The 25,043-nt window shown below is 38.3% G+C and carries 23 protein-coding genes, 1 tRNA gene and 1 pseudogene; 11 read left to right on the forward strand and 14 right to left on the reverse strand.

Annotation, left to right across the window (positions count from 1 at the left end; genetic code table 11):
- Positions 1–885 precede the first annotated feature (885 nt).
- On the forward strand, positions 886–1,467 hold the full coding sequence (locus ACLIBH_RS00790; protein WP_439314767.1) for a hypothetical protein: 582 nt from the start codon (positions 886–888) through the stop codon (positions 1,465–1,467).
- 344 nt (positions 1,468–1,811) lie between these two features.
- A pseudogene (locus ACLIBH_RS00795) lies at positions 1,812–2,222 on the forward strand (transposase); the annotation flags it as partial.
- A gap of 310 nt (positions 2,223–2,532) precedes the next feature.
- Here ACLIBH_RS00795 and ACLIBH_RS00800 read toward each other — a convergent pair.
- The 7 genes from ACLIBH_RS00800 to ACLIBH_RS00830 all read right to left on the reverse strand — a co-directional run bounded on the left by ACLIBH_RS00800 (position 2,533) and on the right by ACLIBH_RS00830 (position 10,116).
- Positions 2,533–3,201, reverse strand: coding sequence for a 3-oxoacid CoA-transferase subunit B (locus ACLIBH_RS00800; protein ID WP_439314768.1), 669 nt, complete (start codon positions 3,199–3,201; stop codon positions 2,533–2,535).
- A gap of 49 nt (positions 3,202–3,250) precedes the next feature.
- A complete protein-coding gene (locus tag ACLIBH_RS00805; RefSeq protein WP_439314769.1) occupies positions 3,251–3,943 on the reverse strand; it encodes a CoA transferase subunit A in 693 nt (230 codons plus the stop codon).
- A gap of 312 nt (positions 3,944–4,255) precedes the next feature.
- Positions 4,256–5,173, reverse strand: a complete 918-nt coding sequence (gene prpB, locus ACLIBH_RS00810) for a methylisocitrate lyase (protein ID WP_439314770.1) — start codon at positions 5,171–5,173, stop codon at positions 4,256–4,258.
- Positions 5,174–5,260: 87 nt separating this feature from the next.
- Entirely contained in the window at positions 5,261–6,694 is a 1,434-nt protein-coding gene (locus ACLIBH_RS00815; RefSeq protein ID WP_439314771.1) for a bifunctional 2-methylcitrate dehydratase/aconitate hydratase, read from the reverse strand.
- A gap of 93 nt (positions 6,695–6,787) precedes the next feature.
- Complete coding sequence (gene mmgD, locus ACLIBH_RS00820; RefSeq protein WP_439314772.1) at positions 6,788–7,894, reverse strand: citrate synthase; 1,107 nt, start codon at positions 7,892–7,894, stop codon at positions 6,788–6,790.
- A gap of 324 nt (positions 7,895–8,218) precedes the next feature.
- Positions 8,219–9,562, reverse strand: a complete 1,344-nt coding sequence (locus tag ACLIBH_RS00825) for a glucose-6-phosphate isomerase (RefSeq protein ID WP_439314841.1) — start codon at positions 9,560–9,562, stop codon at positions 8,219–8,221.
- A gap of 481 nt (positions 9,563–10,043) precedes the next feature.
- Positions 10,044–10,116: transfer RNA gene (locus ACLIBH_RS00830), tRNA-Ala, on the reverse strand.
- A 244-nt stretch (positions 10,117–10,360) separates the two neighbouring features.
- On the opposite strand from ACLIBH_RS00830, the gene ACLIBH_RS00835 reads away from it, so the two are divergent.
- Positions 10,361–11,017: a phosphatase PAP2 family protein gene (locus tag ACLIBH_RS00835; RefSeq protein WP_439314773.1), complete on the forward strand. Its 657-nt coding sequence runs from the start codon at positions 10,361–10,363 to the stop codon at positions 11,015–11,017.
- Positions 11,018–11,108: 91 nt separating this feature from the next.
- On the opposite strand, the gene ACLIBH_RS00840 is transcribed toward ACLIBH_RS00835, so the two are convergent.
- The 6 genes from ACLIBH_RS00840 to ACLIBH_RS00865 form a co-directional block, all read right to left on the reverse strand.
- Positions 11,109–11,525, reverse strand: coding sequence for a DUF3021 domain-containing protein (locus tag ACLIBH_RS00840; protein ID WP_439314774.1), 417 nt, complete (start codon positions 11,523–11,525; stop codon positions 11,109–11,111).
- Positions 11,525–11,977, reverse strand: coding sequence for a LytTR family DNA-binding domain-containing protein (locus tag ACLIBH_RS00845; RefSeq protein WP_439314775.1), 453 nt, complete (start codon positions 11,975–11,977; stop codon positions 11,525–11,527). The genes ACLIBH_RS00840 and ACLIBH_RS00845 overlap by 1 nt, the downstream gene beginning before the upstream one ends.
- Before the next feature lie 25 nt (positions 11,978–12,002).
- Positions 12,003–12,749 carry an ABC transporter permease gene (locus ACLIBH_RS00850; RefSeq protein WP_439314776.1) on the reverse strand — a complete coding sequence of 249 codons (747 nt, stop codon included), beginning with the start codon at positions 12,747–12,749 and terminating at the stop codon, positions 12,003–12,005.
- A gap of 58 nt (positions 12,750–12,807) precedes the next feature.
- Entirely contained in the window at positions 12,808–13,704 is an 897-nt protein-coding gene (locus ACLIBH_RS00855) for an ABC transporter ATP-binding protein (RefSeq protein ID WP_439314777.1), read from the reverse strand.
- A gap of 176 nt (positions 13,705–13,880) precedes the next feature.
- Complete coding sequence (locus ACLIBH_RS00860) at positions 13,881–14,033, reverse strand: small acid-soluble spore protein P (RefSeq protein WP_439314778.1); 153 nt, start codon at positions 14,031–14,033, stop codon at positions 13,881–13,883.
- A 25-nt stretch (positions 14,034–14,058) separates the two neighbouring features.
- Entirely contained in the window at positions 14,059–14,304 is a 246-nt protein-coding gene (locus tag ACLIBH_RS00865) for a DNA alkylation repair protein (protein ID WP_439314779.1), read from the reverse strand.
- 138 nt (positions 14,305–14,442) lie between these two features.
- Between ACLIBH_RS00865 and ACLIBH_RS00870 the strand changes: the two genes are divergently transcribed.
- Complete coding sequence (locus tag ACLIBH_RS00870; RefSeq protein WP_439314780.1) at positions 14,443–15,423, forward strand: diaminopimelate dehydrogenase; 981 nt, start codon at positions 14,443–14,445, stop codon at positions 15,421–15,423.
- Positions 15,424–15,813: 390 nt separating this feature from the next.
- On the opposite strand, the gene ACLIBH_RS00875 is transcribed toward ACLIBH_RS00870, so the two are convergent.
- Positions 15,814–16,728, reverse strand: coding sequence for a substrate-binding domain-containing protein (locus tag ACLIBH_RS00875; protein WP_439314781.1), 915 nt, complete (start codon positions 16,726–16,728; stop codon positions 15,814–15,816).
- A 131-nt stretch (positions 16,729–16,859) separates the two neighbouring features.
- Between ACLIBH_RS00875 and modA the strand changes: the two genes are divergently transcribed.
- From modA to ilvC, 7 genes are all read left to right on the forward strand, one after another.
- Positions 16,860–17,651 (forward strand): molybdate ABC transporter substrate-binding protein, encoded by a 792-nt coding sequence (gene modA, locus ACLIBH_RS00880; protein WP_439314782.1) that lies wholly within the window; start codon positions 16,860–16,862, stop codon positions 17,649–17,651.
- Positions 17,652–17,668: 17 nt separating this feature from the next.
- Positions 17,669–18,352 (forward strand): molybdate ABC transporter permease subunit, encoded by a 684-nt coding sequence (modB, locus tag ACLIBH_RS00885; RefSeq protein ID WP_439314783.1) that lies wholly within the window; start codon positions 17,669–17,671, stop codon positions 18,350–18,352.
- Positions 18,353–19,110: 758 nt separating this feature from the next.
- The gene (locus ACLIBH_RS00890; protein WP_439314784.1) at positions 19,111–19,773 is read left to right on the forward strand and encodes an ATP-binding cassette domain-containing protein; all 663 of its coding nucleotides are present in this window, start codon (positions 19,111–19,113) and stop codon (positions 19,771–19,773) included.
- A gap of 418 nt (positions 19,774–20,191) precedes the next feature.
- Positions 20,192–21,100 carry a branched-chain-amino-acid transaminase gene (gene ilvE / locus ACLIBH_RS00895; RefSeq protein WP_439314842.1) on the forward strand — a complete coding sequence of 303 codons (909 nt, stop codon included), beginning with the start codon at positions 20,192–20,194 and terminating at the stop codon, positions 21,098–21,100.
- A gap of 585 nt (positions 21,101–21,685) precedes the next feature.
- The gene (ilvB, locus tag ACLIBH_RS00900; protein WP_439314843.1) at positions 21,686–23,413 is read left to right on the forward strand and encodes a biosynthetic-type acetolactate synthase large subunit; all 1,728 of its coding nucleotides are present in this window, start codon (positions 21,686–21,688) and stop codon (positions 23,411–23,413) included.
- Positions 23,410–23,925, forward strand: coding sequence for an acetolactate synthase small subunit (ilvN, locus tag ACLIBH_RS00905; RefSeq protein ID WP_439314785.1), 516 nt, complete (start codon positions 23,410–23,412; stop codon positions 23,923–23,925). The genes ilvB and ilvN overlap by 4 nt, the downstream gene beginning before the upstream one ends.
- Positions 23,926–24,030: 105 nt before the next feature.
- Positions 24,031–25,029 carry a ketol-acid reductoisomerase gene (gene ilvC / locus ACLIBH_RS00910; RefSeq protein WP_439314786.1) on the forward strand — a complete coding sequence of 333 codons (999 nt, stop codon included), beginning with the start codon at positions 24,031–24,033 and terminating at the stop codon, positions 25,027–25,029.
- Positions 25,030–25,043: the final 14 nt, after the last annotated feature.

Here is a 25,043-nt window from a genome sequence, read left to right on the forward strand (position 1 = left end):
CGAAAAAAGAGTAGTGTCATCATGAAGTCATTTATCATGAGACACCGCTCTTTTTTGACTCTACAATAAATAGTGTTGGTGAAGAAAATTCACTAACACTATTTTTCAGTATAAAAATAGAAAAGTTTTACTCAATATACAAGATAAAAACATTACGATTGTAGAAGATTCTATTCAAATTAAGAAACATCAAGGAATCATGACCAAGTTTATTCCAGCTAAACTTACCAATATATGACATTGGTTAAGAAAAACACATTACTTTTTGGCAGGGAAATGTGAGGGAAATTCACCAGTATGAGTAAAATATTTGTGGGGGAACAGATGCACGAATCTAACTCGATAATATGTGATCAATTTTACTTCGAACGATATACACATGAATAACACCGTTGATTTTCACTGCAGGTGGATGCTTTCCGCGGGCACGGAAAGCGTAGTGTATATCTACTGCGGTCGGTAGGAATCAATATTAAATTAACGAATACAAAGAGAGGTTTTTTAACTTCTTAAAATAACACCCACAAATACGTGACTCAATCAATTCACTAACGTCATTTGACAAGAACCTTTTTTTATACCATTATTTACAAATTTGGATTGACGAAAATTGTGAGAGGATTTTTAGCAGGATCGTATGTAATATTCCTTTTCTGCTTTTCGTACAATTTATTTTAAATTTTGTAACAGACTGATTGGAAGTACTATCGCGTTCACACTTTCTTTTGCAATTTTAAAATTGGCTTTTTAATAAGTTCTCTATTTCCGTTCAACTGAAATGCTCGCCAAATATGCATAAAATTTCTATGACTTAACCTCGTCTTAACCTTCATGCTTTAAAATAAACAATGATTTAATAAATCTTTATAGAAGGAGTTATGTGCGATGAAGCATTTTAGCATAGGTGTACTTTTCGTACTTATTAGTTTGTTGACAGGATGTAATATTCCAATAGGCGAAGATGGCGAGTCCGTTGAAATATCAAAAGATGGCGCAACGATAACGAATGATGAAGGTAAAGAGGCGGCCATAAATATTGATAAAGATGAAGGGTCGATGACAATCAGTGGAGAGGATGGCGATTTAAATATTGGGGTCAATTCTGAAATTCCAGAAGGGTTTCCTTCAGATATACCTATTCCAGATGATATAACGATCGTATCTAGTGCTTCTATTGATAACGATACAGAAAGAGGTTCATCGGTCAATTTTTTATCTGATGGCAATTATGATGATATAGTAAAGTTATACTCCGATTATTTTGCAAGTGGTGACTTTGAAAATATTGCAGATGGAGATTCACATGAAGGTGTTGATCAAATGACAGCTGCTATGACGGATGCCGGCATAGAAATGGAAGTATTTATGGGGCAAAAAGCAAATGAATCCTATGTAGTGTCCGTTCAAAATAGTCCCGATTTAGGGGGAGTAAATGTAAGTATTACACATTCAGTTATTGAAAAATAGTGGATTTTCGGATTTATGTATAGAAAATGAGGAAGGCTCTCCAACATGAGCGAATGGATATGCGAGACTTCTTCAGAGAAAGTTCCAGCGGAAAGATAGAGAAAGGTGAGACCCTACAATGCGTAGCAAGCGGAGGCTCACCATTCGACCGCGGAAAGCACGTATATTCGATGAGCGGTAATGTTAGAAAATTTATCCTTCTACAATATTTTATGGATACCCATAATAGCATAGTGAATGGAAGAAAGCGGATGAAGAATGGTAGTGTACTCCATTTCTTCATACGCTTTTTCGCAGTGTGGCAGTGTGTTAAATAAATGAGTGAATTTTATAATTCCAAGCCCATAATATCTGTATTTATACGCTATGTTAAACGAATTCCGACAATAAAAGATTTAATTAGACGCCTTAACCATGACATAGCTTTTAAAATCAACTGTGTTTTTTTAGAATCTGACGAAATACCATCTGAGGCTTCTTTTCTCGACGCTTATCGAAATTGAGTGAATCGAGTACTTTAGAGAAAGTCCAAGAAAGTCTTGTTCTTCAAGCAATCAAAGCAGGCTATATCAATGAGATACTGTCGCGATTGCTGCAACCCATTGTGAGGCTCGCGATCAGGCTCCGCCAAAGAAGAAAAAAACAAATCTGAACCTAAGAAACGTGGGCGTCAATCAAAGGAAGAGCGTGAACAATGGGTAAAAGAAAAGGCTGAAAGAGAAGTTAACTTGCCTATCTATAACCAAGAAACAGAGGTTGCATAGCAACACCAACTCGTCTGTGTGGAATTCGGATCCACGCAGACTCCTGCAGGTAAAGCAACAGCCGAAAATCCACTTTAAAAGTTTCGGTAAAAACGTTTAAAATTAGTTGAGGCGTTGCCTGCGGAAAGCGGAGTCGATCCGGATGGAACACAGCAGACACCAATCTAGCTTTAAATTTTTAAGTGGGCTTTAGAATTCTGTTGTTTTGTGATTTTTTAAAAATGGCAATTATGAAATTGACTCAAATATATGATTTATTTCAGTAGATAGAAATTGAACATGTCTGTAGTATTGTCGATGTTTAATACGCATCAAGCTTTACATTTTCATCAACGATTACCGAGGCTTCTGTCGTATCGATTATATCTTCAACCGTATACCCTTTAGCAACTTCTTCTAAATGAAGGCCTTTTTTTGTTACTTTCATAACAGCTCTTTCTGTAATAATTTTATTTACAACGCCTTTTCCTGTAAGTGGGAGTGTGCATGCTTTTAGAATTTTTGGTTTACCAGCTCTCGTAGTGTGATCCATAATGATAATTACTTTTTTGGCACCATGCACGAGATCCATCGCGCCCCCCATGCCTTTAATCATTTTTCCAGGAATCATCCAGTTGGCGAGATCGCCTGTTTCGGATACTTCCATTCCGCCAAGAATAGCTACATCAATATGGCCACCCCGGATCATGGCGAACGATTCGGCGTTATCAAAAAATGCGGCACCTGGTATCGTTGTAACGGTTTCTTTTCCTGCATTGATTAGGTCTGGGTCAATTTCAGATTCTGATGGGTATGGCCCTATACCAAGCAATCCATTTTCGGATTGTAGCACTACTTGTTTGTTATTAGATATATAGTTAGCTACTAACGTAGGCATGCCAATACCTAAATTTACATAGAAACCATCATGTATTTCTTTTTCTGCCCGTTTCGCAATCTTTTCACGAACGTTTACTTTACTCATCGTCATAGCTATCGCTCCCTTCTTAAAAAAACGTACTAAATCGTCGTATTTATTTTTATGAAGCTGTTACCGTTCTTCTTTCGATTCGTTTTTCTTGTTTTCCTTGTACGATACGTTGAACGTATATACTAGGTGTATGAATGATGTTCGGATCAAGTGTACCTGCTTCATAAAGTTCTTCCACTTCAGCAATTGTTACTTTACCGGCAGCGGCTATAATTGGATTGAAATTTTGTGCTGTTTTATTATAAATTAAGTTGCCCATCTGATCTGCTTTCCACGCTCTTACAATACTGAAATCCGCGGTTAACGCTTCTTCTAATATATATTCCTTTCCATGAAACGTTCGAATTTCTTTCCCTTCAGCAATTGGGGTTCCAACACCGGCAGGAGTGTAAAAAGCAGGAATGCCTGCTCCGCCAGCACGAATTTTTTCCGCAAGTGTACCTTGTGGCGTGAGTTCTACATCAATAATGCCGTCAAGTACTTGACGTTCAAATTCCTTGTTCTCGCCAACGTAGGAGCCAACCATTTTTTTAATTTGTTTGTTCTTAAGTAATAGTCCTAGGCCCCAATCGTCTACTCCGCAGTTGTTGGAAATAATTGTTAAATCTTTTACCCCTTTTTCTACGAGTGCAAGTATCGCGTTTTCAGGAATTCCACAAAGACCAAATCCCCCAACCATAATTGTAGCGCCATCTTTAATATCAGCAACAGCTTCCTTGAACGATGAATATACGTGTTTCATCAATTGTAGCCTCCTAGTTACAAACCAAAGTAAAATAAAAATACATTTAAATTGTATATATGAGTATAGCATGAGAGTAAACTTCCTGTTAGAAGCATAACGAGATGTATATGTATAAATGAATGAAAAAAGCAAACTTTTGTATTCGTACGTTACGAATCGTGTCCATGTTCCAGCAATACATATTTCTATCGCTGAAAATGTACGAGCGAGAAATTATATAAAACATACGACTGCGTAATCGCTCGAGAAAAAACGATGACTCTCCATATTTTTTAAGAGAATCATCGTAGCCAGCTGAATGTACAACAATTAACGATGGGACGGTCCCTCTGGCAATATTGTCTTGGCAATTGCTTCGTCCAACGCTTCAAAATCCTCTAAACCAATCGTAGCGTACAGTTCTTTCCTTGTTTGCATGTTCGAAACGCCATTTTCCTGAGAGCCTTCCTTTATAATTAGGTTAAATATCCGTTCGTATGCTTTTGCGGCGACCCGTAATGAAGTAACAGGATAAATAACCATCGCATAGCCCAACGCTTCAAATGTGCTTGCTTTAATGAACGGTGTTTTACCGAATTCAGTCATATTCGCTAAGAGTGGAACGTTAACTTTATTGGCAAATAGACGAAATTCATCTTCTGTATGAAGGGCTTCAGGAAAGATGCCGTCTGCACCTGCTTCAATATAAGCTTCAATACGTTGGAAGGCTGCGTCTATCCCTTCTACCGCACGGGCATCGGTACGAGCTATTACAACAAGCGAAGGGGCTACCTCTTTAATTGCTTTAATTTTTTGAGCCATTTCTTCTTTTGGAACAAGTTGTTTACCATTAAGGTGGCCGCATTTTTTAGGGAGTTTTTGATCTTCAATTTGAACAGCAGCTACGTTCGCTTCTACCATTTCTCGTGCTGTTCGGGCAACGTGCAATACACCACCAAATCCGGTATCAATATCAACGAGTACAGGTAAATCGGTTGCACGAACTAAGTCTTTTGCACGATCGGCTATCTCTGTCGATGTTACAATCCCTAAGTCAGGGAGTCCTTTGCTAGCTGTATAAGCTCCTCCAGATAAATAAAGTGCTGAAAATCCTGTGCTTTTGGCAATAAGGGCTGCCATAGCATCATGAGCGCCGGGTATTTGTAAGACTGATTCTTCATTTATAAGCTGCTTAAAACGATCTGCTAAAATTTCCTGCGAAGATGGTTGATCAACGATCCAAGCCATGGATAAACCTCCTCTAATCTAGGCTGTAGGTATTGGACTAAAAGCTTCTCTGTTTAGTCATTCCCTGTAAAATAAAAGTCGGAAACATTACCGTTGAACAAATAAATCAATAAATTCATTTACGTTCATTGAAGTTAGATTATCGTAGTCTGCAAAAGCAGCTTCAATCTTTTCACGTTGTTTTACTGTGTAATGGACGGATACATTTTCTGTGAATTTCTCATTAATTTTTGGGTATGCTTCATCCCTTCTAAATCGATGACCAAGAGGGTATTCGCTTTCGATCATTTCTGTTGCTGTACCGTCTGTAAATTGTACTTGAACAGCATTAGCAATCGAACGTTTATCCGGATTTAAATAGTCCTTTGTATATTGCTCGTTTTCTGTAACGACCATTTTGCTTCGCAGCTCGTCAATTAATGGATTAGCTGCAAACTCATGCTCATAATGCTCTGCTACAATATGCCCTTCCATTAATGCAATCGCAGTAATGTATTGCAAACAGTGATCTCTGTCTGCCGGGTTATTTAGTGGACCGGTTTTATCGATAATTCGTATCGCAGACTCGTGTGTAGAGATGATGATTTTGTCGATTTCTTTTAATCGTCCGTTTACGAGTGGGTGCAATTGAATAGCTGCTTCAGCTGCTGTTTGTGCGTGAAACTCAGCAGGATAGGATACTTTAAACAACACATTTTCCATTACATACGAATCCAGCGGTCTTGCTAGGGTTACAGTTTTTCCGTTAAACAGCACATCTTGAAAGCCCCAGTTAGCGGCTGTAAGTGCACTTGGATATCCCATTTCCCCTTTGACGGCCATTAAGCTGAAAAAAACTGCTCTACTCGTTGCATCTCCTGCAGCCCACGATTTTCTTGAGCCTGTATTTGGTGCATGACGATACGTTCGTAAGCTAGCATTATCAATCCAAGCATTGGAAAGCGCGTTAATGATTTCTTCACGTCCACCGCCGAGCATTTTGGTTGCTACAGCTGTAGAAGCGATTTTTACAAGGAGTACGTGGTCTAAACCGACTCGGTTGAAGCTATTATCTAGAGCAAGAATTCCTTGGATTTCATGTGCTTTGATCATCATTTCCAGTACATAGTGAACAGTTAAAGGGTCTTTTCCTTGGGCTAAGCGTTGCTGACTCACATAGTCGGCGATTGCCAAAATACAGCCTAAATTGTCGGATGGGTGGCCCCATTCAGCAGCCAACCAGGTGTCGTTATAATCAAGCCACCGTATAACCGTACCAATGTCAAACGCTGCTTTTACTGGATCAAGTACATATGTCGTACCAGGTACGCGAGCCCCGTTTGGTACTGTTGTCCCTGGTACGATTGGTCCTAGTACTTTCGTGCATTCTGGGTAACGAAGTGCTAAAATTCCGCAGCCTAAGGAATCTTTAAGCACATAATGTGCAGTCGTATAGGCTTCCGAACTCGAAATTTCTTTATTTAATACGTAGTCTGCTATTTCTTCTAAAAGCTGATCTGTCGTATTTGTTTCTACGTGCAATCGTCTCTCCCTCTCTAAATAGTATTGTTTGTTCGACCAATACATGGTAAAATTTTTAGTTGGCGGGCGGAATTCAACTCCCCAGTTGATCTACTAATACTGCTCGCCGATATATTTCACACGTGGACGAAAAAGTCGATTGTTCAAGTGTTGCTCCGTAATATGTGCGCATAGGCCTACCGTTCTTGCACTGAAGAAAATTGGAGTATACAATTCAATCGGAATACCAAGCTTCCAATAAACTGGAGCAGCATAGTAATCTAAGTTTGGATAAAGATTTTTCTCTCGCTTCATAATGTCTTCTCCAGCTTGGCACATTTCTAACAGTTTAAAGTCCCCATCTTGCTTGCAAAGCTCGCGTAGCGATTCTTTCATAATTAAAGCACGTGGATCCATCTTCCTCATATATACACGGTGACCAAAACCCATAATTTTTTCTTTATGATGAAGTTTTTTCATTATCAATGCTTCAAATTCCGCAACAGTATTTGCATCAAGGAGCATGTACATTACAGCTTCATTTGCGCCTCCATGAAGATTTCCCTTTAAGGATGCAACTGCCCCTGCTAGAGCGCCATACATATCCGAGTGAGTTGAAGCAATAACTCTTGCTGCAAAGGTTGAATTGGGCATTTCGTGCTCGCTATATAGTAAAAGGGAACGGTCAAAAATATGGATTTCTTGTTCAGTCGGGATCTTTTCGGTAATCATATATAAGAAGTTAGCGCTGTATGAAAGGTCGTGACGCGGTTGTATCGGTTTCTTTTTATTAAGAATACGGTAGCTGTTTACGGTGATGTTGGGGATTTTTGCTAAAACGTCGTATGCTCGGTCGTTGTTTGCTTTTTGGGAGCGATCGTCAATATGGTCATCAAATCCCGCTAATGCAGAAATACTCGTTCGCTGACCATCCATAGGGTGGGTTTTTTTCGGAAGCATTTGTAAAATGTCGTTTATGGTTGCTGGGACATCGTAACTTTTCTTTAGTCGTTCTTCCAGCTGCTTTTTTTCCTTTTCTGTTGGTATAGAGCCTTCAAATAAAAGGTGGACGATGTCTAGATAATCGTTATTCTTAGATAACTCAATTAAGTCATGTCCTTTTATAACAATTTTTTCAAGCTCGGTATCGAGTAGTGATATCGCTGTCTCTGAGGCAATCACTCCTTCTAGGCCAGGTACAAAGGTTGTTTCCGCCTTCATTTAAATCCTCCTCTTTAATTCCCCTTTATTTGTCCATAAGCAAAGGATAAGAAAAACGATTTTTATTAGTAATGGAGCGTTTTTCATACGTGTTTCCTTCATAGGGAAACGAAGCTTGACAGGGTCTATTTTAAAGTGTTTCTTATAGAAAATAATATCACTTATTTCCAAATCTTTCAATTAATTAGAAAGAATTGAATCGTTTGTATTTTCAACTAACTATATGTTTGAATGCTAAAAAACCCCACGTCCAACAGGTCGTAGGATTGTTAAGTGGGGCAATGCAAATTGTGTGCTTATTTATTAATAATTGGCTGTACGTATTTAGCTTTTCTCTAATTGTGCTCTTTTTTCTTTGAATTCCGGCTTTCCTAATAAGGCGAGCATGTTTTCTTTATACGATTCAACACCTGGTTGATCAAAAGGATTTACACCAAGTAGGTATCCGCTAATTGCACATGCCTTTTTGAAAAAGAATACGAGATAGCCAAAAGTATAGGCATCTAATTGTGGCAACTCAATGACTATGTTTGGCACGTTACCTTTCTTATGTGCTAACAATGTCCCTTCAAGCGCTGTTTGATTAACTTCGTGAATTGTTTTTCCAGATACGTAATTTAAACCATCTACATTCGTACTTGAGTGTTGTATAGTAATCTCTCTATTAGGTTTTAGCACAGAAAGAATGGTTTGAAATAAATTACGCTGTCCATCTTGGATATATTGCCCTAACGAGTGAAGATCGGTTGTATTAGTTACAGAAGCAGGGAAAATCCCTTTTCCATCTTTCCCTTCACTTTCCCCGAACAGCTGCTTCCACCATTCCCCAAAAAAGTGCATTTGTGGCTCATAATTGACCAAAATCTCAATATGCTTTCCATGCTCATACAATAGATTACGAATTGCTGCATATTGATATGCTGGATTGTTTTCTAACGTCGGCTCTGCCAATTCCACCATAGCACGCTCTGCACCGCGCATTATCGTATCAATACAAATGCCAGATACTGCGATAGGTAAGCATCCGACAGCACTTAAGACGGAGTAACGACCACCAATATCATTTGGAATAATAAAAGTTTTATAGCCTTCTTGATTGGCGATTGATTTTAATGCGCCTTTTTCCCTGTCTGTTGTAACATAGATTCGCTTAGCGGCTTCTTCCTTTCCATATTTCTTTTCAATAAGCTCTTTGAAAATACGAAAAGCAATTGCTGGCTCTATTGTCGTACCGCTTTTAGAGATGACATTAATAGAAAAGTCTTTGTCTTTTAAAACGTCGATTAAATGACTCATGTAGGTAGAGCTTAAATGATGCCCGACAAAGATAATCTCGGGTCCCTGTCGTTCTTCTTTAGGCAGAAGATGTGTGAAAGTATGTGAGAGCATATCGATAGCTGCACGTGCGCCTAAGTAAGAACCGCCTACACCAATTACTAATAAAATGTCTGAGTTTGCTTGGATTTTTGCAGCGCACTTCCTGATTTGTGCAAATTCATTTCGATTATATGTCGCAGGTAAATCAACCCAACCTAGCAACGAGCTGCCACGTCCTGTTTTGTTATGTATTTGCTCATGTACTAACTGAATAGGTGTATGTAATTGTGTAAGTGTATTTTTGTCTAAAAAATCGATTGCATGCTCGTAATGAAGTGTTATATGCGTGATTTAAAACGCCTCCTTTTTAAAAAGACATTGCTATGAATTTTTTAGAAATTGTCGGTATATAAATAGATGGGGCTTTTTGATACCGCTTTCTTTGAATTAAGAGGAAAATGTATGTAAAATGCGATGCAACTCAATACTATGTAATAAGTCGATCGTTTATGATTTGAGACGAAAAATTATTTGTAGTGGAAATGTTCATATTAATGATGATTCTATCATATTGGCAATTAATATTCATACAAATGGAAAAATAATGAGAATCAGTAAGTTTTATTAAATATCGCTCGGACATTAATAGATTCTATACGGTATGTGGTTTTATCTTTTTAATGAAGTTTGCTTTCGCTTTATGCAACAAAGTAAAACCACTAATGTAAATGCATAGGAAAGTATTAGTAAAAAGGCTCCGGTCATCACTTCATGATGACCGGAGCCTTTTAGGTTATTTCGCCCGTAGTTATACGAACCGATATTTAAATAATGGAGCATACCGGGCTTGAACCGGTGACCTCTTGCGTGCCACGCAAGCACTCTCCCAACTGAGCTAATGCCCCATAAAAATAAAGACACTTATTATTATAGTCGAAATTAATATTTTATCAACTATAACAGAGAGAGTTTGTCTGGATAGATTCTATAAATTCGACTCGTTTTTAGTATAGAGTCTACTGCTATACTTGCTTCCTGCAATGTATGTAGCAATAATTTGGAAAAATTATATAGAAGTAGGATAGGATCAAGCAATGGTGTTGAATTGAAAAGTGAGTTTTATTCAACAAGAAAGTATAGGTGATAAGATTGGGGTTGCAGAAGGGAAATAAGCGTTTTTTACTTATATCGAGTGTCTTTATGTTTTTGTTTTTTATCGTTGTATTATTAACATCTGGCATGAATGGATTTTTAATTGATGAAACTATTTCTTACTGGATGACTTACAAATCGACGCCTTTTGTTACGAAGATGATGCATTACATTTCGTTGATCGGCTCAAGTGAGGTGATCTTAGTTTTTACCATAGTCGTAGGAATGATTTTTTTATGGAGACGAAACTGGCGTCATTTTAGTTTCTTCTTGACGTTGTCGGTAGGTGGGGTTGTTTTAAACTTTTTATTAAAAATGGTTATTAGCCGGGAACGCCCAGGGGAAGCTGCTCGTTACATAGAAGTGTTTAATATGCCATTCGAAATTCAATCGTATAGCTTTCCAAGTGGACACACGATGCGAGCTTCAATACTATTTTTATTTTTAATATACCTATCGATTGTATCTATTAAAAATAGCACATTTAAAATAGGAGCGTGTGTTTTACTAATTACATTGTTGCTCGTTGTTGCTGTAAGCAGGGTGTATCTAGATGCTCATTTTGCTACAGATGTGATCGGTGCAATTATTATTTCGATAGCGTGGTTTTTCTTATGTTTTTACTTTTTTAATGTACTTGAACAAAAAAGATAGCGATTTATCATCCGTTAAATAAAAACATCCTTCATTATCTGTTAAAGCTTTGAAGGACGTTTTTATTCATATATATTAAGTAGATCTAAAGTTATTTTCCTTTCTTTAGTTCATCATTTAACCGTGCTTCTAACTTTTTGAAGTAGACTGTGTAACCGAGCCAAAAGATTGTATAAATTACGATGAAAATAAAAATCGTGCTAACAATAGCTAAAACATGTAACGGAATCCACCCGATGAAAAGGGCTATAGTAAAATAACAGGTGATGGACAAGCTGAAATGGATAACTGTTTTCTTTAACGGACTCCAATCCTCGTGCTCAAAAATAAATGAAGCGAGGCCAAAGAAGATACCTAGTATAAAGCTAGCAAGCATGGATTCCCAAACAACACGAACAGACGTCTGTAAGTTATTGAGCATTGCTACTGTTAAAAAGATAAAAGTAAATATTGCTCCATACGCAATACCGAGCATGCTTCTTTTTAAAACTTCAACGGCTGTAAACATTAGCCTCTACCTCCCATTTCAAGTTTTTCTTTAATATCGGCAACATATTTTCTTGTAATGTATTCTTTGTTGCCACTGTGAAAAAAAACGCATAGGTTCCCATTAAAGGCTAACTCAAATCGTTGAATTTGATTTATATTTCCGATAACTGATTTTGAAAAACGCATAAAGTCGTGAATAATGAGTGCTTCTTCTGCTTCATATAGCTTCATTTTAATTTCCAATCGTTTTTCATTGACAACAGCAAAGACCTTCCTGTTTTCGGCGTAGATAAAATCGATTTCCTCAGGGTTAAGCAATACCGTTTGGTCTTCAAGCATACCAAAGAGACGTTGTGGTTTTCTTTTTTTAATAAGAGAAACAATATCGTCCAATTCTTGACTCCATTCATTTGCCTGAATCGTAATCGTTGTCTCTGCGTGCTTGTCGTCAATATCAATGTTAATTTTCAAACAAATCCCCCCCACGGAGCTAACGCTAGTTTTTTGCACGTCTCAAAAATTGTGGATAACAAATAATGGCGATAATAAATCCTACCATACCAAAGCCAAATAGAATGAAAGCAGCTGTCATGAAATCATTTATCTCAATTGAACCGGTCATTGCAGTAGAAAATGCTTGATGCGCCCAATATTGGGGCAGGAATTTACTAATTGTTTGTATGATTTCTGGCATCATGTCAATGGGCATCCATAGCCCGCCGATAATGGCACCGCCAAGTGCAACTATTTGTGTAATAGCAATTCCCATATTATCGGTTTTCACAATAAGTGCAAGCGCTAATCCGAATCCTGTTACTGTAAACGTTAATAAAATAGCGAGCAACAGTAATAAGAGTGGCTCATGAAGCGGAATGTCATAAACAAGCTTCCCGAACAGTAATAGTACGGCAATTTGAATTAGAACGATACACATATATGGAATCCACTTACCAAATAAGTAATGCATCGGTGAAAGGGGGGTGCTAGCGAGCCTCGCAGTGAATCCGTGATCGCGATCTTTTATAAATGTGGAAACCATTGTAATCATTATAAAAAATACAAACATTACCGTATAACCGGGTATAATGGATAGGATCATTTGTTCCTGAATTGTTTCGTCGGCTCCCGATGTAAGGATTGAAATAAATAATACGGTAAAAATAATTGGTAAAAGAAACGTCCAAAAATAAATGCCACGATCCTGCGTTATTTTTAACATCTCTATTTTAAAAATGGCAACCATTTGTATGCACTCCTTTAAATTAAATAGTGTTTAACGAACTATTCATAGTACGAACTTGCTATGTGCGAAGTGAGTTTCCAGTTAGCTTGAAAAACACATCTTCTATTCGAGGTTGGACAAGTTCAATTCTATCTAATGGCAATGCTTTTTTTCGGCACTCACCGAGTAGTTTTTCCATCGTTTGCATTGGATTTCGCGTCATTATGAGATAACCATTTTGTTTCCTTTGGAAATCGCCCAAATATTCAAATGTCATTTCGTTAATTTCTGGCCCTTGGACGAATACAGATGGAGTCGCGTATTTTTGTATCAATTCATTGACGCTTCCATTTTCTACGACTTCACCCTGATCGATAAAAGCAACCTCATCGCACACTCTTTCAATTTCTTCCATATAGTGAGTGGCATATATAATGGTAACGCCTGTCTGTTTAAGGCGGGCAATCATATCAAAAATGTATAATCTCGATTGAGGGTCAATTCCTACAGTTGGCTCATCCATAATAATTAAGGTAGGCTCATTCATTAATGCACATCCAATATTCAAACGACGTTTCATGCCGCCTGAAAAGGTTGAAACTTTATCATTTTTCCTTTCATTCAAACCGATGTAAGTTAGAATTGTATTTGCACGTTGTATTAAACGCTTTCCCTTAAGTCCGTATAAACGTCCGAAAAAACAGAGGTTTTGGAATGTTGTTACGTGTTGCTCCAAACAAACTTCTTGGGGAACATAACCGATGTTTTGCTTCATTCTTTGAGGCTTTTGTTCATTGATTGTAACCGTTCCTTTGTCTTGTTTAATAATGGATGCAATAATTTTTATTAAAGTAGACTTTCCAGCACCATTTGGGCCTGCTAGACCATAGCAACTCCCGACAGGAATCGTTAGAGAAACGTTATTTAATACGTTCTTTTTGTTATACACTTTCGTTACGTTGCATATTTGCATCATGTTATACACCTTCCTTCTTCAAGTACTTTTATTATGCCGGTTGCATAAAAATTTGTATTTGAAATGTGTATAACATGATTGGTTAGTGGGATAAGATTCAATAAATTACGTATATAGAAAGAAAACGGAGCGACGATACATAAAGAGCAGCAAAGCATAATGCCTTGCTGCTCTTGTTACATATCATGCGAAGTGTCTTTTTTTTGACGGGAATGATTTTTGTTTTTTACTTTGTGCGATCCGCTAAGCGGCTCACCATATGGTTGCTTTGGGCTTTGGGGTAAATCTGGATTTTCCGTTTGTTTGGGTCCTTTTGGTTTTCCACTCACCTTTATTGTCTCCTTTCGCTAAAAACTACGTATCGTATGAAGCGTATTTTATAAAAGTATGTTCGTTTTCTATCAATCCGCAAGCGCCGCATTGGATTCGATATTTTGGCCCATTATAAGCCATATGGAAAGGATCCATATTATTTGAAGTAAACTCGGTAATAATATCACCAGAGTGTGGATCAAGCTTAACCGAACGGTCTACTTGCTCAATTATGTTAAATCTCGTTCGATTTGTCTTACAGTTAGGGCAACGATAGGATTTGGACATAGCAACACCTCCTGTAGTTAGTATTCCATCATTTTTATTGTTTATGATAAAGATGTCTATATTGCACATAGAAATAAAAAGCGATAGTATAAAATAAGTGGAAGTGAAAGCGACATTCTTAATTTGGAGGGATAAGGAATGACAAATAAGATTAGAGTTGGTATCGTTGGGTACGGGAATTTAGGAAGAGGTGCAGAAGCATCTATTCGTCAACAGCCAGATATGGAACTTGTTGCTGTTTTTTCAAGAAGAGGTTCTGTCGATACGCTTGACCCGAATGTGGCAACTTTACATATTGATGAAGCAAAGAATTACAAAGATAAAATTGATGTCATGCTCCTTTGTGGAGGTTCTGCAACGGATTTACCGGAGCAGACACCATCCTTTGCTGCTATGTTTAATACGGTAGATAGCTTTGATACACATGCTAAAATACCAGAGTATTTTTCTTCCGTTGATCCTGTTGCAAAACAGAGCGGTAAAACGAGTGTTATTTCTGTTGGCTGGGATCCTGGCCTGTTTTCTATTAATCGGGTGCTAGCGGAAGCAGTATTGCCAGAAGGCGAAACGTATACATTTTGGGGCAAGGGATTGAGTCAAGGTCATTCAGATGCAGTACGCCGCATTGAAGGTGTTAAAGCAGGCGTTCAATATACGATCCCTTCAGAGGAAGCGATTGAACAAGTTCGTAATGGCGATAATCCTACATTGTCAACGAGCGATAAACATGAACGGGAATGTTATATTGTTGCTGAAGATGGCGCAGATAAGGCGAAAATCGAAGAAACGATTAAAACAATGCCAAATTACTTTGCTGACTATCATACGACGGTTCACTTTATAACTGAAGAGGAACTGAAAAGGGATCATTCTGCTATGCCACATGGGGGCTTCGTAATTCATAGCGGAAAAACAGGTGAAGCGAACAATCAAATTTATGAATTTAGTTTAAATTTAAGTAGCAATCCGGAATTTACTTCAAGTGTGTTAGTTGCATACGCACGAGCCGCCTATCGGTTAAACAAGGAAGGTCAAATTGGCGCAAAAACGTGCTACGATATTGGTCCAGGTTATTTACATCCAAAATCAGCAGCAGATTTGAGACGACAGTATTTGTAATGAAGTAGTAGTTTCGTTAAAGCTTTGAAGTGCGATTTAACATTCAAAGGTTCCTATGAAAGCTAAAAAACGTATGAACAAAAAGCAAACTGAGCATATGTCGATTAGACGACTAAAGGCATTTAGTATTCCGCAAGTTAATAGCGGGATGCTGAATGCCTTTTTCTATTGGAAACTGTTTCAAATGAATGTTAAAGTGCTCAGCGTGCCGAACAAAAACGACGCATGTACTTTATTTGTGAGGGGAGTTCTTTTCTGTAGGTGCTCGCCTCCTACCTACGTAAATATCCGAATAGAACGGAATTCAACAAGTTTAACTGAATATGTTTAACGGTCTTTTAAAAAAGCGAACTCAACGATTATTATGTCTTTGGTGCGTTTTAATTTACGCTATTGCTCATATATGATCTTTCCAGTTTTTCTCGTATCATACCCTAGAGCGGCAAGCTTTCGTTTAAAAGCAGAAGACTGCAAAATAGTTATAACAGCGTCAACAAGCGTATTGTGTTTCTTATTGAGCATGACTAAATCGTAGCTTTCGGTAATTAGCGGGACAAAATCAATTGGAGCGGTTTTTGCAACTTGCTCAATTCCTACTCCCGCATCGACCTCACCACTTGCAATCATCCCGGCAATTGCCATATGACTCGTTTTTTCATTTGCATACCCTTTTACTTGCGATCGATTAATACGATGTATGCGTAACTGTTCATCCAATAATACCCGGGCTCCTGCTCCGGCCTCACGATTAACAATCGTAATGGAAGAGCGTTTCAAATCTTCCCATGAATGGATTTGCTTCGGATTTCCCTTTGCAACGTATAAGCCCGCCTGTCTCGCTATTAAATGCACGATCGTGAAAGGTTTGCTTACTAACAATTTTCTTGCATAAGAAACGTTGTATTCACCTGTATCTCCGTCAAGTAAATGGGTGCTTACAATGTGGGCACTGCCTTTATATAATTCAATAAGGCTGTCTAAGCTGCCAGAGTGAGAGCGCAAAAAACGATATTCGTCTAATTCCTCCTCCAATTCTCTTGCTAAAATATCAAGACAATTGTCCTGCCCGCTTATAATAATCATGCGATCGTCGCCAGTTGTATGTGTGCGTTCCCCTTTGTTTAGCGGGGCAGTTCCTTTTCCTTTCGCCTTATAATTTTCTAATTCATTTGCATCGACTCGGATTTGTCGACCTACTCGATAAGAAGGAAGTGTTCCTTTTTTTATTAAATCATACACAGTTAATTTTGATACTTTTAAGATTGCTGCCACTTCTTCTGTCGTTAAAGACTCATTTTGTGACACGATTAATGCCTCCATACGTAATTGTTTTAATCTATATTAACATTTACAAAAAGAAAACACCTAGTTATAATTAGGCATAAATAATTATAACTAGATATAACTAATTATATGAGAGTGCAGGGGGCGAGCATGTGTATAGAAAACTTTTTTATTTATATGTCTTAATTAGTGTGCTTGTAGGCTGCAAAAACACCGACACCTCGAATGCTATAGTTGAAGATTCAATGAACAACGAAAAGGTAAAACTGACGGTATCTGCTGCAGCTAGTTTAGCGGATGTGATGGAAGAGATGAAAGAGGCATATGAAGCGGATCACAATGTTCGAATTATTTACAATTTTGCTGGTTCAGGCAAGTTAGCACACCAAATTGAACAAGGTGCTCCTGCCGATGTATTTATATCTGCAAGTGAGAAATGGATGGATTTATTAGAAGAAAAGGAACTGATCGAACAAGCTACGCGAGATAATATTACTAGGAACAAGCTTGTCCTGATTGGAAAAATAAATACAGCAGACCAAATAGAATCGATCGATGAAATCGCTAATCAAACGATTGATCAAATTGCTATTGGTAATCCAGAAAGTGTTCCAGCAGGACAGTATACGAAAGAGCTGTTAATAAGTCTCGGTATGTGGGACGAACTCCAAGAAAAGTTTGTTTTAGCGAAGGACGTACGTCAAGTGTTAACCTATACCGAAACAGGGAATGTAAATGTTGGATTTGTATATAAAAGTGATGCACGTATCTCTGATGCTGTAACTATTATAGAAGAGGTGGATGAAAAGCATCATAAACCGATTATTTATCCAGGGGCCATTGTTTCCGATAGTGACAATAAAGAAGAAGCAACAGCATTTCTTGATTTTATACGATCATCGAGTGGACAAGATATTTTAAATACGTATGGCTTTCAGAAATGAAGATTTAGGTGATTGGAATGAGTGAGATTAGTTTTTATCCACTTTTATTATCTTTAAAAACGGCTGGAATTGCTACTTTATTTACATTTGTCACTGGTATATTACTCGCACGGTTAGTCGCAAGAAACTCCTTCCCTGGTAAAAGTGCAGTTGAGTCGGTGATTTTGCTTCCGCTCGTATTACCGCCTACTGTTGTAGGGTTTGGGTTATTGTATATGTTCGGAAAGCAAGGGTTAATCGGAAAGCTGTTGCTTCAATGGTTTGATTTTCAAATTGTATTTACATGGTATGGCGCGATTATTGCAGCAATCGTCGTGTCCTTTCCATTAATGTATCAAAGCGCATCTGCTGCATTCCGGCAATACGATCGGAATATAGAAAACGCTGCGCGGACGATGGGATCCCCAAAATGGAAGGTGTTTTGGACCATTTCATTTCCGCTTGCTTGGCCCGGATTATTGGCTGGATTAGTACTCGCCTTTGCACGAGCGCTCGGTGAATTTGGCGCAACGCTAATGATTGCTGGCTATATTCCAAATGTGACCGATACAATTCCATTAGCTATATATTTTGCAGTGGAATCAGGGGATATGACGACCGCAAAGTTTTGGGTAACAATAATAGTCGTACTTGGATTTGGGGCAATATTTTGGTTGAACTGGTGGAGTGCAAGAAATATGATGAGACATACGCATAAATGAATTTCACAATTCCAAGTCCTTACAGGGCAAGGGTATGAAAACTTAAAAAAAGAAGTGCCTCCCCAATTCTTGTCTAATAGTAGTTGACTACAAACCTTAGACTGAAGGGACACTCCCTTTGATCATTACACGTCAACCTAGCTTATTTAGCATTCAAGAACTATACGATATGGAACCTATCCAAAAATACGATGCAATCATTTCAACAATTGACAGGCATGCCGAATTTGATTATGAACCGATTTATAAACATGTATACAGCTCCAGCTCGCGGATCAAAAGCTTGGGGAATTATCTATAATCGGCGTACAGCAGTTGATCGAATGAATACAGCATTCAACCAAAAAAACAGGTTGCATAGCAACACCAACTCGTCTGTGTGTATCCGGATGGAACACAGCAGACACCAATCTAGCTTTAAATTTTTAAGTCGATTTTAAAATTCTGTTCTTCTGTGATTTCATAAAAATGGCCATTATGAAATTGACTCGCATAAATAAATACTCAAATACTAGAAGCAAAATCTTTTATAGTTTCTAGTTCTTACAGGACCACTTACCCGCACTACCTTTTAATAGGTCCTCATCGATCCATGATAAACCGTTTAATTTGCTATATGTCAGTGGCTTCGATTCGGTCGCTGTGTTTCTAAACAGGGCCGGTGTGCCATTTTTAATACAGTTTAGTATGGAATTCATTCAGCGGTATAATAAAAATGTAAATGGTACTCTTATTTTTAATGTAGAGGAAGATGGTATATGCTCACTGTTCAAATTAAAAAGAAGATGGCTCACTTTACATTAGATGTACAATTTCAGATGGGAGAGGAAATCGTCGCTTTATTTGGTCCATCAGGATCGGGGAAAACAACGATTTTAAATAGTATTGCAGGGTTAATTAAGATTGATGACGGAGAAATTCGACTAAATGATGTGCCACTTGTTGCGCACGGGAAATCGATAATACCTATCCATAAGAGAAATATCGGTTATTTTTTTCAAGATTATGCACTTTTTCCTCACAAAACCGTGTGGGGAAATATTACATACGGGATGAAAAATGAACAGCTAGGCAAAAGAGTGATGAAGCAATTGAGTATTGAACATTTGCAAGATCGATATCCGCATGAAATATCTGGCGGAGAAAAGCAACGAGTCGCCCTTGCTAGAGCCTTGGCGACGGAACCAGAATTGCTATTGCTCGATGAACCATTTTCTGCTCTTGATGGAAAAGCACGCATGAAGGCGCATGAAGAACTAATACGTTTACATACACAATGGCAAATCCCCATCCTCCTTGTGACACACGACTTAACGGAGGCTAGAAAGCTTGCTAGTCGAATTGTTTATATTCAGTCTGGGAAAAACGTTATCGCAGTTGATCGCCTGAATAAGAATGTAGTTAGACAGAGTCTTGATTAAAAAGAGGCTCAGCCGCCGCTTGTGAAAAGCGTCCGACTAAAACGGAAGTCTATGGTGCAGAACGAAAAACGTTGCTTCAAACGCTATGGCGTTTGCTGAAACGGGAATAAGCTTCTTTGGCTACTTTTTCAGGCCCTTTTTGAAAGCGTCTCTTAACATTAAAAGCAGAATTTCTGTTTAGGTGGGTGAAAGTGTAACTTTTACAAAAAAAGTATAAAAATTATTTTCCATTTGTGAAATTGTTGCAATTATTCATCCAATAATGTTGTAAGCGCAACCAATTTTTGAATCGCTTTTTAAAATAATAGAAATGTGTGAAAGATGTGTTGTAGACGTATTGACTCTTAAGTTAAAACGTTGTATGATTGTCGTCAACATAAGAAAATTTTTAAAATAAAAAAAGAAAGGAGTGCTGACGCTGAGCAATCAGTTAATTTTTCTAAACGGTCAATACGTAAATAAAAACGAAGCTGTCATATCTGTTTTTGACCATGGCTTTTTGTATGGAGATGGCGTATTTGAAGGAATTCGCGTTTATAGCGGAAACGTTTTTAAGCTCGATGAGCATATAGATCGATTATACGAATCAGCTCATTCCATTATGCTAAACATCCCATACACCAAGGAGGAGCTAAGGCAGATTATTGTGACAACTGTTTGCAAAAACGAACTATCCAGTGCCTATATTCGGGTAGTCGTATCAAGAGGTGCAGGCGATTTAGGATTGGATCCGAGAAATTGTCCAATGCCGACTGTTATCGTTATTGCGGAAGCACTCGCGATATACTCCAGTGAGCTATATGAAAATGGACTCAAGGTGGCGTCTATAGCAAATCGCAGAAGTCGCCCAGATGTGTTAAACCCGCAAATTAAATCATTGAACTATTTAAATAATATATTAGTGAAGCTTGCGTCTGTTCAAGCAGATGCAGACGAAGCATTGATTTTAAACGATCAAGGATATGTAACCGAAGGCTCTGCGGATAATATTTTCCTCGTGAAGAACGGGAAAATTATTACACCACCGGTATACTTAGGCGCTTTGGAAGGGATTACGCGTAATGTAATCATTGACCTTGCAAAGGATTTGGGTTACGAAATGGAAGAAAAGCCGTTTACGCTTCATGATGTGTATGTAGCAGACGAAGTATTTCTCACCGGGACCGCTGCAGAAGTTATACCAGTAGTTGTTGCAGATAATAGGCAAATAGGGAATGGAAAACCTGGAAGCATTACAAAGCAGTTGTTGGAAGCTTTCCGTAAGCTCGTTTTAACAGATGGTGTTCAATGTTACCCTACTAAAAAGGAATCAATTGAAGTAAGCTGAAAAACATTTTCTAATAGCTGTTGATTATTTAACTTGAATGTAATAAAATAATCTGTACTGTATAGTATAAAGTATAGATGACCTTTTCATTACAAAATTGTTGGAAAATAAAAATAACGTAATTATACGATTCATTTTTAAAGTTGATAATTTAAATACGATTGAACTCGATGACGGGAAAAAAGGGATAAAGAACAATGTAATTACAGAGATCTAGGGTTGCTGGAAGCCTAGAATTACATTTTATTCCGACATCATCCTTGAGTGCTAAGTTGAACGAAAGGTTGCTTTTAATTAGGCTTAGCCAGGTGTTAATATGAGCACCTGTTACCAAAGTGGGCTGTATGTAAAGCCTCATAAGGTAGTATTCGCAAGGATACTATGAACAACCTGGGTGGTACCGTGAAAAGAAACTCTTTTCTCCCCAAAAATTCTGCAAGTATGTGGAATTTAGGGAGAGAAGGGTTTTTTGTATTCTTTTGAACGTACCGGTACCAGTAGTCATGTGAAGAAGTCGATACGTCACTTTTAGAATATAAATTTTATAACTTAGTCCTATAAGGAGGAGTGAATCAACAAATGAGAATGAAAGTAGAAGTTGAGGGTGAGCCGATGCCAAATAGTACGAAACAACCAATGACAGGTGCAGATCTATTAGTGCAGCTACTTGCGGAAGCTGATGTTGATACGATATTTGGTTATCCGGGTGGAGCAGTCTTACCAATTTACGATGCGCTCTACCGTAATGAGACTTCTTTTAAGCATATATTGTCCAGACATGAACAAGGATCTATCTATGCTGCAGAGGGATATGCAAGAGTTACAGGAAAGCCCGGTGTTGTTTTAGCTACATCTGGCCCTGGTGCAACGAATTTAATTACAGGAATTACGGATGCAATGATGGATTCGTTGCCACTCGTTATTTTTACTGGTCAAGTTGCGAATAAAGTAATCGGAACAGACGCTTTTCAAGAATCGGATGTTTTAGGGATTACGACACCTATTACGAAATATAATTACCAAGTGAAAGACCTTGCTGATTTGCCAAGGATTGTAAATGAGGCATTCCATATTGCTACTACAGGCAGACCTGGTCCAGTAGTTATTGATATTCCGAAAAATATTTCCGAAGAAGTATCCGCTAAAAAGTTTAAAAAGGATTTTTATTTGCCGGGGTATCAGCCGACGATGAAGCCAAATCCGCTTCAAATTATTAAGCTTGCCGAAGCTTTAAGTAAGTCGAAAAAACCAGTAGTACTTGCGGGAGCAGGGGTGTTGTTTTCAAAGGCTTCCGAACAGTTAAAACAATTTGTAGAAAAGTACGAATTGCCTATTACGAATACATTACTTGGCCTAGGAAGTTTTCCGGGATCTAGCCCACTCGCGTTAGGGATGGCTGGGATGCACGGCACGTATGCAGCGAACATGGCGCTTTATGAATGTGATCTATTAATAAATATCGGGGCAAGATTTGATGATCGTCTAACTGGAAATTTACAGCATTTTGCTCCAAATGCGAAAGTCGCTCATATTGATATTGATCCTGCAGAGATAGGTAAAAACGTAGCAACAGCTATTCCTGTAGTTGCGGATGCTAAAGAAGCATTAAACGCACTGTTGGATACTACCGTTGAAATGCCAGATCACGAAGCATGGAAGACGCATTTGCAAAATAATAAGGAGCAATATCCACTTTGGCATGAACGTCCAGAAGAATTGATTTCTCCACAATGGATGCTGCAAGAAATTCATAAAATCACCAATGGGGATGCAATAGTAACTACGGATGTAGGGCAGCATCAAATGTGGACGGCGCAATACTATACGTTTGACAAACCGAACCGTTGGGTAACTTCTGGTGGGTTAGGGTCGATGGGATTCGGCTTTCCTTCTGCAATAGGCGCTCAATTTGGATCACCGGATGATCTCGTAATCTCCATCTCTGGAGATGGTGGATTCCAGATGAACTTGCAGGAGCTAATGATCGTTAAAGAATGGAACTTGCCGATTAAAATCATTATTTTGAATAACCAAGCACTTGGAATGGTTCGACAGTGGCAGGAAAGCTTTTATGACGAAAGATATTCCGAGTCATTGCTTGATATGAATCCCGACTTTGTCAAACTAGCAGAAAGCTATGGGATTCGTGGGGTGAAAGTGGAAAAAGAGGAAGATGTACCTTCCGTCTTACGCGACATTTTCACATACGATGGCCCAGTTCTCGTAGACTGTCGGATTGTAAGGAAGGAAAAAGTGTACCCAATGATTGCTCCTGGAAAAGGAATTCATGAAATGATAGGAGTGACAAAATGAAACGAATCATAACAGCTACCGTACAAGATCGTAGCGGTGTTCTGAATCGAATAACTGGTATGCTTCAGCGTAGACAATTTAACATAGAAAGTATTTCTGTTGGAAAAACCGAAACTCCGGGAATTTCCAAAATGACTTTAGTCGTTGAAGTAAGTGATCATCAGAAAACAGAGCAGCTAACAAAGCAATTGAACAAACAAATTGATGTTATCAAAGTATCTGACATTACGGATAAAGCAATGGTTGCCCGTGAATTAGCTTTAATTAAAGTGGCAAGCAGTCCGCAGTTAAGTGCTGAAATACAAGGTATCATTACACCATTTCGCGCTTCGGTCATCGATATTAGCAAAGATAGCCTAGCAATACAGGTAACTGGCAAGCCAGAAAAAATTGATGCGTTAGTAACGTTGCTTCGTCCGTATGGGATTAAAGAGATTGCTAAAACGGGTGTAACTGCATTTTTAAGAGGGCATCAGCCACAAATTACTGAAATTAATTCTTACTCTGTTTAAAAAAACTAGATTAGATACGGCTGTTTTCAAACGCATATTATATAATAGCCTATGATAACAGCCTATATATAAAATAATTATTGGAATAAGAAAGGGAGTATACAAATGTCAAAGGTATTATACGAGAAAGATATTAACAAAGAGGTTCTACAAGGAAAGAAAATAGCGGTTATCGGTTATGGTTCACAAGGGCATGCACATGCACTGAACCTTCGTGATAGCGGATTAGACGTTGTAATTGGACTTCGACCTGGAAACTCACAGAAAAAAGCAGAGGAAGACGGTTTTGAAGTTGTTTCTGTAGCAGAGGCTACAAGCCAGGCAGATGTTGTAATGGTATTATTGCCAGATGAATTACAGGCTCAAGTGTATAATGATAGCATTAAAGATAATTTACAAGATGGTAGTGCACTAGCATTTGCCCATGGATTCAACATTCACTTTTCACAAATTGTACCACCGGCAAACGTAGATGTATTCTTAGTAGCACCAAAAGGCCCAGGACATTTAGTGCGCAGAACATATGAAGAAGGCGCTGGCGTACCTGCTCTATACGGTGTGTTCCAGGATCATACAGGTAATGCGAAGGATTTAGCATTAGCATATGCTGCAGGTGTCGGTGGTGCTCGTGCTGGCGTTCTAGCAACGACGTTCCAAGAAGAAACAGAAACAGATTTATTCGGTGAACAAGCTGTACTTTGTGGAGGCTTAACTAGTCTAGTGAAGATGGGCTTTGAAACGTTAACAGAAGCAGGATATCAGCCTGAAGTTGCTTACTTTGAGTGTTTACATGAAATTAAATTAATCGTTGACTTGATGTACGAAGGCGGATTAGAAAATATGCGTTATTCTATCTCTGACACTGCAAAGTGGGGTGACTTTGTATCTGGACCACGCGTTATTAACGAAGAAACTAGAGAGCGTATGAGAGAAGTATTGAAGGATGTACAATCTGGAGACTTTGCGAAAGACTGGATTTTGGAAAACCAGGCAAACAGACCACGTTTTAACGCGATAAATGCTAGAGAAAATGAGCATTCTATTGAAAAAGTAGGTAGAGAGCTTCGTGATTTAATGCCTTTTGTTAAAAATCCATTGAAATAATACAAAAGGGAGTG

The organism is Virgibacillus sp. W0430, assembly GCF_051846935.1.
GTDB lineage: Bacteria > Bacillota > Bacilli > Bacillales > Amphibacillaceae > JBPYCR01.

Excerpts from the sequence above, each read along its gene's own strand:
- ACLIBH_RS00790 (WP_439314767.1), top strand. The coding sequence starts at position 886 with ATGAAGCATTTTAGCATAGGTGTACTTTTCGTACTTATTAGTTTGTTG.
- ACLIBH_RS00800 (WP_439314768.1), bottom strand. The coding sequence starts at position 3,201 with ATGACGATGAGTAAAGTAAACGTTCGTGAAAAGATTGCGAAACGGGCA.
- ACLIBH_RS00805 (WP_439314769.1), bottom strand. The coding sequence starts at position 3,943 with ATGAAACACGTATATTCATCGTTCAAGGAAGCTGTTGCTGATATTAAA.
- prpB (WP_439314770.1), bottom strand. The coding sequence starts at position 5,173 with ATGGCTTGGATCGTTGATCAACCATCTTCGCAGGAAATTTTAGCAGAT.
- mmgD (WP_439314772.1), bottom strand. The coding sequence starts at position 7,894 with ATGAAGGCGGAAACAACCTTTGTACCTGGCCTAGAAGGAGTGATTGCC.
- ACLIBH_RS00840 (WP_439314774.1), bottom strand. The coding sequence starts at position 11,525 with ATGTTTACAGCCGTTGAAGTTTTAAAAAGAAGCATGCTCGGTATTGCG.
- ACLIBH_RS00850 (WP_439314776.1), bottom strand. The coding sequence starts at position 12,749 with ATGGTTGCCATTTTTAAAATAGAGATGTTAAAAATAACGCAGGATCGT.
- ACLIBH_RS00855 (WP_439314777.1), bottom strand. The coding sequence starts at position 13,704 with ATGATGCAAATATGCAACGTAACGAAAGTGTATAACAAAAAGAACGTA.
- ACLIBH_RS00865 (WP_439314779.1), bottom strand. The coding sequence starts at position 14,304 with ATGTCCAAATCCTATCGTTGCCCTAACTGTAAGACAAATCGAACGAGA.
- ACLIBH_RS00870 (WP_439314780.1), top strand. The coding sequence starts at position 14,443 with ATGACAAATAAGATTAGAGTTGGTATCGTTGGGTACGGGAATTTAGGA.
- modB (WP_439314783.1), top strand. The coding sequence starts at position 17,669 with ATGAGTGAGATTAGTTTTTATCCACTTTTATTATCTTTAAAAACGGCT.
- ACLIBH_RS00890 (WP_439314784.1), top strand. The coding sequence starts at position 19,111 with ATGCTCACTGTTCAAATTAAAAAGAAGATGGCTCACTTTACATTAGAT.
- ilvB (WP_439314843.1), top strand. The coding sequence starts at position 21,686 with ATGAAAGTAGAAGTTGAGGGTGAGCCGATGCCAAATAGTACGAAACAA.
- ilvN (WP_439314785.1), top strand. The coding sequence starts at position 23,410 with ATGAAACGAATCATAACAGCTACCGTACAAGATCGTAGCGGTGTTCTG.
- ilvC (WP_439314786.1), top strand. The coding sequence starts at position 24,031 with ATGTCAAAGGTATTATACGAGAAAGATATTAACAAAGAGGTTCTACAA.